This is a genomic window from Gelidibacter sp. (genome assembly GCF_035515035.1).
GTDB lineage: Bacteria > Bacteroidota > Bacteroidia > Flavobacteriales > Flavobacteriaceae > Gelidibacter.
In genome coordinates this window covers 1-12,372 of sequence record NZ_DATJCA010000083.1, presented here as the reverse complement: position 1 = coordinate 12,372, position 12,372 = coordinate 1, and the positions used below count along the sequence as shown (strand labels likewise).

The 12,372-nt window shown below is 37.3% G+C and carries 11 protein-coding genes; 6 read left to right on the top strand and 5 right to left on the bottom strand.

Annotation, left to right across the window (positions count from 1 at the left end):
- Positions 1-152: 152 nt before the first annotated feature.
- The 5 genes from VLZ86_RS06375 to VLZ86_RS06355 form a co-directional block, all read right to left on the bottom strand.
- On the bottom strand, positions 153-677 hold the full coding sequence (locus tag VLZ86_RS06375; RefSeq protein ID WP_325449800.1) for a hypothetical protein: 525 nt from the start codon (positions 675-677) through the stop codon (positions 153-155).
- 179 nt (positions 678-856) lie between these two features.
- Entirely contained in the window at positions 857-1,486 is a 630-nt protein-coding gene (locus VLZ86_RS06370) for a hypothetical protein (RefSeq protein ID WP_325449799.1), read from the bottom strand.
- A gap of 673 nt (positions 1,487-2,159) precedes the next feature.
- The gene (locus VLZ86_RS06365; RefSeq protein WP_325449798.1) at positions 2,160-2,630 is read right to left on the bottom strand and encodes a hypothetical protein; all 471 of its coding nucleotides are present in this window, start codon (positions 2,628-2,630) and stop codon (positions 2,160-2,162) included.
- A 799-nt stretch (positions 2,631-3,429) separates the two neighbouring features.
- A complete protein-coding gene (locus VLZ86_RS06360) occupies positions 3,430-3,837 on the bottom strand; it encodes a hypothetical protein (RefSeq protein ID WP_325449797.1) in 408 nt (135 codons plus the stop codon).
- Between the two features lie 613 nt (positions 3,838-4,450).
- Entirely contained in the window at positions 4,451-6,223 is a 1,773-nt protein-coding gene (locus VLZ86_RS06355) for an ABC transporter ATP-binding protein (protein WP_325449796.1), read from the bottom strand.
- Positions 6,224-6,445: 222 nt separating this feature from the next.
- On the opposite strand from VLZ86_RS06355, the gene VLZ86_RS06350 reads away from it, so the two are divergent.
- The 6 genes from VLZ86_RS06350 to VLZ86_RS16305 form a co-directional block, all read left to right on the top strand.
- A complete protein-coding gene (locus VLZ86_RS06350) occupies positions 6,446-7,408 on the top strand; it encodes a tRNA-dihydrouridine synthase family protein (RefSeq protein ID WP_325449795.1) in 963 nt (320 codons plus the stop codon).
- Positions 7,409-7,608: 200 nt separating this feature from the next.
- On the top strand, positions 7,609-9,096 hold the full coding sequence (locus VLZ86_RS06345; protein WP_325449794.1) for an FAD-dependent oxidoreductase: 1,488 nt from the start codon (positions 7,609-7,611) through the stop codon (positions 9,094-9,096).
- 225 nt (positions 9,097-9,321) lie between these two features.
- Positions 9,322-9,801, top strand: coding sequence for a hypothetical protein (locus VLZ86_RS06340; protein WP_325449793.1), 480 nt, complete (start codon positions 9,322-9,324; stop codon positions 9,799-9,801).
- Positions 9,802-9,927: 126 nt separating this feature from the next.
- Entirely contained in the window at positions 9,928-11,391 is a 1,464-nt protein-coding gene (locus VLZ86_RS06335; protein ID WP_325449801.1) for a lipopolysaccharide biosynthesis protein, read from the top strand.
- A 68-nt stretch (positions 11,392-11,459) separates the two neighbouring features.
- Entirely contained in the window at positions 11,460-11,894 is a 435-nt protein-coding gene (gene dut / locus VLZ86_RS06330; RefSeq protein WP_325449792.1) for a dUTP diphosphatase, read from the top strand.
- 378 nt (positions 11,895-12,272) lie between these two features.
- Positions 12,273-12,372, top strand: a 100-nt coding sequence (locus tag VLZ86_RS16305; RefSeq protein WP_414652544.1) for a GIY-YIG nuclease family protein, incomplete at its 3' end; no start/stop codon positions are given.

Below are 12,372 nucleotides of genomic sequence, written 5' to 3'. Positions count from 1 at the left end.
CTCCGAAACAGGAAAAACCGACTCCCAAAAATCCAATCCAAAAACAGACCATTCCCCATAAGGGCAAACCGAAAGACACCGGTTCAGTCAACACGGCATTCATGTTGGGTCGTACCGACCACACGAATGCTTAGTTATTGTGTTTAGTATTTTTATCTAATTTTTAATTTTTCCGTTGTATAATCCGTTTTTCGTTCCATCATTTCTATAAAATTGATAAATCCAATAGAATCTTGATTAATTAATGTTCTTTCAGAGCTTGATTTTATATACAAACATTTTAATGAGTTGATGAAGTTTATTTTAGTTAATTCGTTCCAATAAAAGGTCTTTTTTGTTCCTTTCCAGTTCGTAACAATAATTCGTGATTCATTGAACTCAACTCTATAGTTATAATAAAACATAATTATTAATATTCCGGGAATTAAAAACATCGAAGCAACTAAAGGTGCAATAATCTTTATTTCTTCATTCCAATTTAAAATCATAATGTTGACCAAAATCATTCCGATAATTATACATATCATTCCAACAACTTTATAGGCTAAATTGGCTTTCAATGAATATCTGCCAGTTATTTCCTTCTTTTGTCTTTCATTTGATTTAGTTTCAGAATACAAAATTATAATCCCTGTTGTGAGATTTATTAAAACACTTCCAATTAGGTTAATTAACATTTTTCGGGTCGTTTTGGAATATTAAACACAACGTCTCGGCTATGAGCAGTGCGGGGCAAAAATGCAATCATTTTCGGACTCGCACTAAGCCAAAACTTTTGTTCTTTAATTTCTATTATTCAAATCGCCAAAAAGTTTTGGTGACCTCGTAAATATACAACTGCTTTTCGTTTGGGCACTTATCCCGCATTGCTTATAGCTAATGTTGGTGGTAGTGTTTTTTTGAATTCTTGTATTTCTTCGTATTTCTCAATTCCCAAATATTCAATCAATTTTAAAAAATGAATCTTATTTTCAGAGTAATATTGTAGTAATAGTTCTCTCATTTTTAAGAATTCATTCTCATACATTAGTTGAAAATTCACTTTAGTTTTATGTCCGTTGATTAGGGTTAACTCACATATGTTAGATGTTCCATTTGTTCTTCCTGGAGCAAAGTCTCCTGGCGCTTGGGATTCCCATTTATCAAAATAATCATTTATATAAAACTCAATTTTCTTAATTTCATTTAGTTCAATCTTTATGTCATCAATTAAGATTTCACGGGTTCTGAACCTCAATTTTTTGTTTAGATTTCCATTAAGTGATTTTCGTTTTGACGCTTGAGTAATTTTAAAATATATCATTAACATACAAGCTAAAATTCCAACTCCTTGACCAAGATTTTCAATTGTGCTATTGTCAAGATATTCTCTGGCTAAATATGCGATTCCTATACCAATAAATAACAATGAATAAACAACAATATTCACTGACAATTTAAATCCTTTGTTTTTAGTAAATATTTTGAATTCGATTTCTTTTGTCATTTTACATTACCACCAACGTCTCGCAGCTAGGAACAGTACCTGTTTTACCTGCGTGACTAAATTAACATTAATTTGCTTCCAAATTAATATCCTTTCCAAAAAAGCGGGACAGGTATTGTTTTTAGCTGTTGTTGTGTTTAGTTTTTTATTTTGGCGTTCCTCTTTTTAATTAGGGGAATAGCCTTTATTTGTAAAAGACGGAGTTTGGCCAACTGTTCCAGAACATCCCAAAAATGCAATTTCGCACTTTAATGAAGCCATAAAATATGAGCGATATCCGGAGATATCGAGTCGTCTTTTCTGGACTTATCAATGCGCAGATCTGTTTTGAAGTTAGTAAAATAAAACTGTTGACTTTGTCATTTTATTTCACTAACTTGTTCAAGTCTTTTACGTTCCCAACGTTTTGATAGCGAGCTCTCAACGATGAAATCGAAAGACTTGGGCAAAGAAAAATCTTTCCCTTAAAAACAGCATCCTCTTCATTTATTGATAATTCATTGTGCAAAACCGCACAGTTGGTCCAAATTAAACACAACGTTTGGTGTAAGAATAGTTGCGTGGGTTAAACACCTAAAATAATAAAAATTGACCGAGCCTGTGGGAATTCCGCAGGAATTTCCAAGTAGGCGAGAACCAAGCAATTATTTTTACACGGTGTTACCACACGTTTTTATTCCACGGTTTTAGAATCAATTATTTTTGGTGGAGGTGGTGGCAGAGGAATTTGTCTATAATAATCAAAAATAAATTTCAATTGAATCGTATTTTTTTCCTCATTTTTAACTTCGTCAAATGTTCGTGTTAAATTTATTAAAAAATGTTTTAGTTCGTTTGCAGTTTGGTTGGTGTCAAGGGTAATTTCAACTCCAGCTCGTTCCGACGAATCTGGATAACGAAAATCTTTTCCATTGTTCGAGTAATGACGTTTAAGAATTCTTTTTAATTCGCTTATTGGATACCCATCATCAATCAATATTGAATCAGATTTAAGTCTCAAAATATTCCGTTCTTTAAATAGTCCATTGCCACGAACAAATGGTATTATCTTTTTTACAATTTGATCGTCTTTAAATTCAATAATCGACGTTATTTCGTTGTCTTGATTTTTGCCAATCCAATTGGTAATCTCTTTAAAATTCATTTTTGAGTTGTCCAAGCTCAAATTTTCAATTGAGTCTTTTTGCGAAATCGGGTATGTTGGGTAAAAACGAATTTCTGTTGTTTTCTTTTCACAACTTAATATCAGTAGAATTGTTAATATGTAGACGATTTTTTTCAAATGTGTGGTAACGTTTATGTGTACGAGCAGTTGCGACGGATTGCACAAACCAATCCAAATAAGACGTGACTGTGGGAAATCCGCAGGATTTTCCAAATGGTCACAGACCTTAGCAATTGCTTGTACACGGTGTTATACCACGTATTTTAATCCTTAACTATTATGGCAAAAAATCCGCTCAACTTTTGTCTGAAGCCAATTTATTGAATTTTGGTCTATAAACATCAAAAATAATTCGAAGTTTATTTTCTGCGATCTTGTTTTAGCTAAGTCGAATGTTTGTTGAACCTAATTTTTTTAAATAGTTTATGTACGGTTAGGTCGTAAGATTTGTTTTAGAATAAAAAACGATCAGTATTTTTAAAGTTTGAGCAAATGAAAAGAGATCTTAAAAAAAATAATCCGAAATAAAGTTTCTTCCGGATTGTTATTCTTTAGCCGAATCGGTCACTTTTTTGTCCTTAAAACTCAAAAAAAATTTCCGTTTTATGAGACAAGTTTGCGTACTGGGATATGTGGTATAACGTTTATGTGTAAGAATAGTTGCGGCGACAAACACCTAAAATAATAAACATTGACCGAACCTTTGGAAAATCCGCAGGATTTTCCAAGTAGGCGAGAACGAAGCAATTATTTTTACACGGTGTTGGCAAATCGTTTTTTATTTCCGTTCAAACCTTAAGATAGGTCCATCTACATATGAAGTACTTAAAGTCATTATTCCATTTGTTAAATCATAAGTCCATTTTGTAGAATTTATATTTACAATTAGAGTTTTTGACTCTCCTGCACTTGGAGCTCCGCTTAAATAATCTTTTCCGAAAAAATAGTCATATTCTCCATTTGGATAGCCAATATCTTCTCCTCCAGTAACCAATAAAATTCCGTTTGGTCGAAAATTATAAATAATATTTTCATTTGGATAATCAATTTGTGGATTTGAATTAAAGTCCATAGTTGATACTCCTATTAATTTCCATTTTCCATTAATTTGGTCATTAATAGAATCATCATTTGAGCAATTTATCAGTGTTGCAATTGTCAATATTAGAATTAGGATTTTTTTCATAACAGTTTTTTTATTAGATGAAAATTTTATGCGTTGCGTTGAAATGTTTGCCAACTTATATATACAAGCACCAAACATGCCATTTATATGTCTATTTAGATGGATAGCAGTATGTTTTGGTGCTTTTATTGTCGAATATAATTTATATTCCCATGTCATCAAATTAATTGTTGATGTATTTAAGCTATGGCTGCTCATTGGCTGAAATCAGGGTGGTTTTCGTTTTTACATGGTCCAAAACCTAAATAACCCTAAAGCCATTTATAGATTAGGTTGTTTAATTGTAGTACTATAACAAACATTACTCAATAACCCATATAGATATAGCTATTTTAGGACGGACCAATATAGATAGGTATAGCGTATCAACTCCCTAGATACTCCCTACATACTCTATGGATAGTGTATGGCTGGGACGTGGACAATATATGCTCGGTCAATTATATATGACGTCACGCTTCTTAAACAAAATAGGTATGTGTTTTTTGGGTCTCTGCCGTGGACATCTCGTCCGTGAACTCTCTAATCTAAAGCATAACACCTCACAGGTTTCAAAAACCTGAGAGGTGTTTCATGAAGTCCCAACCTAGCGCACGCTTGCAACATATACAACCTAAATCTTCGCTTGATAGGTATATAACTCATAATACCTTCCTTCTTTAGCAATCAATTGGTCGTGGGTGCCACGTTCTACAATATGACCTGCTTCTATCACCAAAATTTGATCGGCTTTTCTAATCGTACTCAAACGATGCGCAATCACAATAGTCGTTCGGTCTTTAATCAATTCGGCCAAACTTTTCTGAATCAAAGCCTCGCTTTGGGTATCTAAACTTGATGTGGCTTCGTCCAGAATAATGACTTTTGGGTTGGCCAAAATAGCACGGGCAATCGCCAAACGTTGACGTTGTCCGCCAGAAAGCTTGACGCCTCTTTCACCAATTAAAGTATCCAAACCTTCATCAAAGCGGTCGGTAAATTCGTTCACATAAGCGGCCGTTACCGCATTTTGCAATTCTTCTTCCGTGGCATTTGGTCTGGGGAATAGGATGTTTTCACGAATAGTGCCTTCAAATAAAAATTCATCCTGCAGGACCACGCCTAAATATTGACGGTAGCTGCTTAACTTTACTCGTGATAAATCTTGATTATCAATAGTCACCATTCCAATTTGCGGGGTTAAAAATGTTGCCGATAACCCAGCAATAGTCGATTTTCCAGAACCTGAACTTCCTACCAACGCAGTGACAGAACCCGCTGGAGCTTTAAAATTGATGTTATGCAAGATTTGTTTGCCTTCTTCATAAGAAAAAGACACATCAGTGAATTCTATGTCACCTTTTAAGGTATTCAATTCAATGGTTCTGTTTGGGTTGTCTTCTTCGGCCGTCTTATTCATGAGTTCCTCAGTTCTGTCCAAGCCGGCCAAAGCCTCGGTCAATTGGCTCCCAATATTGCTCATTTGAACAATGGGAGCGATCATAAAGCCAAGAATTAGGGTGAAAAATAAAAAGTCCCCAGTGGTCATGTCGCCAATCATCATATAATACCCACCCATGCCCATAATGCCCGTGGTGGCCACTCCAATTAAAAACGTGGAAGAGCTGGTCATTAATGCGGTTGCCGTTAAACTCTTTTTGACGTTTTCATAGAGCCTTTCCACCCCATTTTCGAAAACACTGTTTTCTTGCGCTTCGGCATTGAACGCTTTAATAACGCGAACCCCTGCCAGAGTTTCGGTCAGTCGCCCCGTCACTTCAGCATTAATTTTTCCGCGCGCCCTAAAAATGGGACGGATGTATTTAAAGGCTTTTAAAGCTACCAAACCAAAGATGGACAATGGCAATAACACAAAAAGCGTCATCCAGGCATTCAATTTTATTAATATGATTAAGGACACAATGGCCGTGAAAGATCCGCCTACCAATTGAACCAAGCCAGTGCCTATAAGGTTTCTGACCCCTTCAACGTCAGTCATGATTCTTGAAACCAACGCGCCCGATTTGGTGTTGTCAAAAAAGCTGATCGGTAATGAGAGAACTTTTTTCTGTACTTGAGATCTCAATTCACTGATTAAATATTGAGCTTGCACACTTAATATCCTGGTCAATAAAAATGAGGTTATTGCTTGTACGGTAATAGCAGCGATAACTATGGCGATTAAGGTATAGAGTTGGGACATATCCTTATTTGGAACGACATCATCAAGCAATACCTTACTCTGCCACGGTAATATCAACCCCGACAGACTTCTAAGAACAATCAGGATTAAACCGATAAAGACTAAGTTCCGTCGAGGCCAAATGATCGTTTTGAAGGCCTGTGCCATAGTGACCTTTGGCTGTGATTTATCTTTTTTGTTAGATGTTTCTTTATAATGTTGCATAGTGACCTGTAAATTTAAGAAGGGACAAAAATACGCATTAAAGCAGGGTTAATGGAATGCCCTCCATAAAGTATCTTCACACCTAATAAGTTTCAAAACCCTGTTAGGTTTTTCATCATGACCTAAACTAGAAAACAATTCGCGTACCTGCATGCCAATTGGAGTGTTCTAGCAGAAACAATCACATCCAATTGTTCTATCTTTGCCGCACTAAATACTACAATGGCTCTCACTCTCCTTTCATCACCGTTACAGGGTTTTACCGATTTCCGATTTCGTAATGCCTTTAATCATTACTTTGGAGGGATTGACACCTTCTATTCCCCATATATTAGGCTTAATGGAAAATTGAAGATCAAGCAATCCTATGAAAACGATATTCTGCCTGAGAACAACACCGGCTTAGAGGTGATCCCGCAAATCATCACCAACGATCCCGAAGAGTTTATCTATGTAGCCAAATATGTGCAAAGTTTGGGTTATAAAGAATTGAACTGGAATTTAGGGTGCCCGTATCCAATGGTTGCCAAATCTGGCATGGGGTCTGGATTAATCTGCAATCCTCCAAAAATTAATGAGATTTTACATCGAGCCCATCATGAAACAGATATTTTAGTATCCATGAAAATGAGAATGGGGTACGAGAACGCTGAAGAAATTCTAGAGGTTTTTCCTATTTTAGATCAGTATCCACTTAAAAACATTGCTATTCACGCCAGAATAGGAAAGCAACTCTACAAAGGGCCTGTCGATTTGGATGCTTTTGAAAAATGCATCGGTAGTACCAAACATAAGTTGTACTATAACGGCGATATTACCAGCATTTCTGCGTTTAAAGCTCTTGAAGAGCGTTTTCCAAGTCTGGATCATTTTATGATTGGGCGCGGGTTGATTGCCGATCCGTTTTTGCCCAGTATGATCAAAAACAACACGACAGAATATCCCGAAAACAGATGGACCATCTTCTCTGAATTTCACGACACTATCTACCAGCAATACGATGCCTACTTGTCTGGACCCACACCAATAAAGTTAAAGATGTTAGGCTTTTGGGAGTTCTTTTCCCAATCCACTTCAAATCCCCAGAAAACCTATAAAGCCATAAAAAAAGCTACAAATCCGATCAAATACAAACAGGCTGTCGCACAAATTATAGAAAAGGAAATGGCCGCCCACAGACGTTAGCGGCAGAGTGTCTTCTATCTATTCACATAAATTTTATCGCAATAACACTTAAAAAATACGAGCGGTTAAGGTCAGCTTATTATCTTTGCGCAAAATTAAAAAGCGCGTACATCCCTTATTTTTTATGCAGAAAAACATCTATTCTTTCTTTATCATGAACCAAACTTATCTGGATTACTTCTTTAATATAAGGTTCCGTTATGATGGATTTAGATAAAGAAGAAGATAAAAGTCGGGAAAATAGAACCACTAATTGGGCTATCTGTAAGGAATGCCGTGGAAGTGGCAAAATAAAACGAAGGCTCAGAAAGAAAGTAAAACTCCGTTACCAAAAAGCCCTTGAACACTTTGAAAATACCCAAGGAGTAGGAACGGCTCCAGTTCGCCCAAAATGCCACCTCGATTTATGTATGAATTGTCATGGGTCTGGACTAATTCCTGCCGTTAGCCATTCTATTCCAGACCACGAAAATTATCCACATCTAGCTATAATTGGTGGTGGCATAGGAGGTGTAGCACTTGCGGTCGCCTGTTTGCACCGTGGCATCCCTTTCACCCTTTATGAACGCGATACCAGCTTTCAGGCCCGATCTCAAGGTTATGGCCTCACGTTGCAACAGGCGAGTAAAGCCATTGAAGGGTTGGGTCTTTTTTCTTTGAAGGATGGTGTAATTTCAACAAGACATGTGGTGCATACTACAGAAGGAAAAGTAATTGGGGAATGGGGAATGCGAAAGTGGATGCAGCCCAAGGGAGAATCATTTTCTAAACGTACCAATGTGCATATTGCAAGACAAGCATTGCGTTTAGAGTTGCTCGAACTGCTTGGCGGCCATGGCGAGGTACAGTGGGACCACCAACTAATTGACTGGAAACAAGGGGAAGGTGGTAATGTTGATTTGACCTTTCAAGTGGGCGGTAAAATAAAGATTACCAAAGCAGATCTTTTGGTGGGTGCCGATGGCATCAGGAGTTCCGTGCGCAACTTGCTGATTGGTAAAAAGACGCCTTTACACTATCTGGGTTGCATGGTCATATTGGGTATTTGCCAATTGAAGGATCTTGAACGGTGTTCGGAGAGTGATTTGTTGGACTCGGCCACGGTATTCCAAACGGCGAATGGCACTGAGCGAATTTATGTGATGCCTTATAACGCCGACTCGGTGATGTGGCAACTGAGCTTTCCTCTGCCAGAAAAAGAAGCCCAGACCTTAAGTGCTCAAGGCGCCCAAGCTCTAAAGAAAGAAGCATGCAGAAGAACGCAGTGGCACGATCCAATTTCCCAAATTTTAACCGGCACTTTGGACAGACAAGTTTCTGGTTATCCCGTATATGACCGAGAATTGCTAGAGAAAAATGTACTGGAAAAAGCTGGTCCAGTAACTTTAATTGGAGATGCGGCCCATCCTATGAGTCCATTCAAAGGTCAGGGAGCAAATCAGGCTTTGCTTGATGCGCTGGCGCTTGCACGGGGCATTTCCAAAGGATGCAAGCCTTTATCGGAATGGAAAAAAGCGGGAATAAGACCAAGTGTTTTAATGGATTTTGAAGCAGAAATGCTACAACGTAGCGCTTCTAAAGTCAAAGATTCTGCCGAAGCGGCGCAGTTCCTGCATTCAGAAATTGTGCTCCACGAAGGTAATGAGCCTAGAGGACGATGTCTAAAGAGAAATGAGGCCAATTATTGATATTATGGATTCCGGCGCGGCCAAAATCCAACGGGTTTTAAGCTAAAGCTAAAAGATGAAATTGTTTTGAAAATGACCATATAGTCATCAAAATCCTATACTGATTCTGTCGATTCGGCAAAACTTATAGCATCGGTTTAACGGATCAAATGAAGTTTCCGGTCATCGCACTATTTGTTTTATGGACTGTTATTTGTTATCTTTAAATAACAAAAACTGCACAATATGAAAACTATATATCTTTTCTCAACAATTATCATCATGGCAATTAGCGTATCCAGTTGCTCTGTCGCTAAAAAAATGGATAAAAAAGCACCCGCAATTATTGGAGACGTTTATGTAGAACCCTGGACTACGGAAGAGGATTCGGGAGGATCTGGATACAATTTATACATTCCGATGCAATCTGAAGAAAACAAGGACATCCTTTTAGACTCGGTGTATTATAGAAATCAAATCGTAAAACTGTCTAGAATATCTGAAGACGAGAATGTCATATATGTTGGTAGATTTGATAATGTAAAAAATTCAAACGATGATATTATTATAAGCAGTAATCCGTTGGATGAAATGGCCAATAAACCGCCTAGGGTTCCACGAACCATTCCTTTTGAAATTGAGGATACCGAATGTATTGTGAGTTATAAATTTAAGGGCGATACCCGCTATTTCAAGATAGAAAATATCAAGGACAAATCTTCATAGAGTAAGATGACATCGTAAGTTCTAAGGCCACTGACGTTCGTGCGATACTATTTTAAAGGACACTTCCCCTCAAAATTGTTTAACTCTTTGGGATTCCCTACTTTTGACCTCAAATTAAAAACCACGTTGAGCGGATTTAAAACCCTTTTTAAACAGACCTTTATTTATGGTTTAGCCACGGTGCTACCACGAATGTTGAGTTTTCTGTTGGTGCGTCTGCACACCGATGAAAGTGTGTTGAAATCGGTGGCGGATTATGGCGATGTATCTCTGATTTTCTCCTATTTTGTTTTATTCAACGTGATCTTGGCTTATGGCATGGAAACTGCTTTTTTTAGGTTCTTCAATAAGGAAGACGATAAGGCCAAGGTTGTAGGAACGTCTTCCATCTCTTTGATTGCCTCCTCATTTCTGTTTTTTGTCCTGGCTTTAACCTTTCAAAACCAGATTGCAAATTTTATAGATATTAAACCAGAATATATTAATCTGGTGATTTGGATTTTGTTGTTGGATGCTTTGGTCATTATTCCATTTGCTTGGTTAAGAGCGAATGCGAGACCCGTGAAATACGCCATCATCAAAATTCTTAATGTTGTCATTAACCTAGGTTTAAACTTGTTTCTATTGTTATGGTTAAAGGATTTAGCAACAGAATCATCGGTATTGGGCACCATCTACAAACCGAATTTTGAAATTAATTATATTTTTATTGCCAATTTAGTCGCTAGCGCAGTCACTTTGCTATTGATGTCTTCATTTTATTTTAAAATCAAGTACACTTTTGATAGCGTTCTCTGGAAACAGATGATGCGTTACGCATTTCCAGTGTTGATCGCCGGTGTTGCCTTTTCCATTAACGAAACGTTTGATAGAGTACTTTTGGATAAATTATTGCCAGAGAACATTGCTAAAACGGAAATCGGCATGTATTCAGCATGTTATAAATTGGGCATGTTTATGACACTTTTTGTAACGGCTTACAAACTTGGGGTAGAACCTTATTTTTTCAGTCATGCCAATACGGAAAACCCTAAAAAGAACTATGCCCGCATTCTAGAGTATTTTGTCATTTTCGGCTCTGCAATCCTATTGGGCGTTGTGGTATTTGCTGATATTCTAAAAGTTATACTTATTGGGAATGAGGCTTATTGGAAGGCGATGGTTATTGTGCCCATTGTTTTATTGGCCAACTTATGTCTCGGCATTTACCATAATTTATCGGTGTGGTATAAAGTAACGGATAGAACCAAGTTTGGGGCCTATATTTCGGTGTTCGGGGCGATTTTAACCTTAGCACTTAATTTTTGGCTCATTCCCATAATCAGTTATGTCGGATCGGCCATTGCTACTTTATCAGCTTACGCTTGTATGATGTTGGTGTCCTATTATTACGGAAACAAATACTATCCCATCCCGTATAATTTGAAAAAAATGGGACTCTATCTCTTGGTATCCACCGCATTTTCGGTAATTTCGTTTTATGTGTATCGAGAGAACTATTATGTGGGAATAAGCTTGCTCATGCTATTCCTGTTTTTGGTAGTGAAACTCGAAAAAGATCAACTTAAACAACTCGTGAAAGAAAAATAAAAACATACGATTCCCTCTAGATTAGATAATTAAATAGTCGTGAATTTGTGGCAAAAAATAAATTAAATATGAAAATAAAAATCATCAACAAATCCAATCACGCCCTGCCCAACTATGAAACCATAGCCTCGGCAGGAATGGATTTACGCGCTAATTTATCCGAATCAAGAATTTTGAAACCTTTAGAAAGAAGTATTGTAGGTACAGGTTTATTTATTGAACTTCCAATAGGCGTTGAAGCACAGGTAAGACCGCGCAGCGGACTCGCCGCCAAAAATGGGATTACCGTTTTAAATGCGCCGGGAACCATTGATGCCGATTATAGAGGCGAGATAGGGGTGATCCTGATCAACCTATCCGATGAAGACTTTGAAATTGTCAATGGCGAACGCATTGCCCAATTGGTCATCACGAAACATGAACGTGCGGAGTGGGTGGCTGTTGAGGCGCTATCTGAGACTGATCGGGGAGAAGGTGGGTTTGGGAGTACTGGCGTAGCCTAAATTCCTGCGAAGGCAGGAATCTCATGTTCAGAAGATGAAACATCGATATTGCGTATTTTTATACTTTCCGCTTGTTGAAAGAAAAGGGATTTTTGTTGAAAGGAATAGAATTTAAATCGAGCACTATTAATCCAATTATGGAAACCGTAAAGCTGTGGTATATTTACATAATGACCAATAAAATGAATGGTGTTTTATATATTGATATCGGATAATATAGAGGAACGAGTAAAGGAGCATAATTCCTGCGAAGGCAGGAATCTTATGTTCAGAAGATGAATCATCGATATTGCATATTTTTATACTTTCCGCTTGTTGAAAGAAAAGGGATTTTTGCTGAAAGGAATAGAATTTAAATCGAGCACTATTAATCCAATTATGGCAACCGTAAAGCTGTGGTATATTTACATAATGACCAATAAAATAAATGGTGTTTTATATATTGGTATATCGGATAATATAGAGGAACGAGTAAAGG

Bases quoted from the DNA above. Each gene is read 5' to 3' on its own strand.
- VLZ86_RS06345 (WP_325449794.1), top strand. From the start codon at position 7,609: ATGATGGATTTAGATAAAGAAGAAGATAAAAGTCGGGAAAATAGAACC.
- VLZ86_RS06365 (WP_325449798.1), bottom strand. From the start codon at position 2,630: ATGAATTTTAAAGAGATTACCAATTGGATTGGCAAAAATCAAGACAAC.
- VLZ86_RS06355 (WP_325449796.1), bottom strand. From the start codon at position 6,223: ATGCAACATTATAAAGAAACATCTAACAAAAAAGATAAATCACAGCCA.
- VLZ86_RS06340 (WP_325449793.1), top strand. From the start codon at position 9,322: ATGAAAACTATATATCTTTTCTCAACAATTATCATCATGGCAATTAGC.
- VLZ86_RS06375 (WP_325449800.1), bottom strand. From the start codon at position 677: ATGTTAATTAACCTAATTGGAAGTGTTTTAATAAATCTCACAACAGGG.
- VLZ86_RS06370 (WP_325449799.1), bottom strand. From the start codon at position 1,486: ATGACAAAAGAAATCGAATTCAAAATATTTACTAAAAACAAAGGATTT.
- dut (WP_325449792.1), top strand. From the start codon at position 11,460: ATGAAAATAAAAATCATCAACAAATCCAATCACGCCCTGCCCAACTAT.
- VLZ86_RS06360 (WP_325449797.1), bottom strand. From the start codon at position 3,837: ATGAAAAAAATCCTAATTCTAATATTGACAATTGCAACACTGATAAAT.
- VLZ86_RS06350 (WP_325449795.1), top strand. From the start codon at position 6,446: ATGGCTCTCACTCTCCTTTCATCACCGTTACAGGGTTTTACCGATTTC.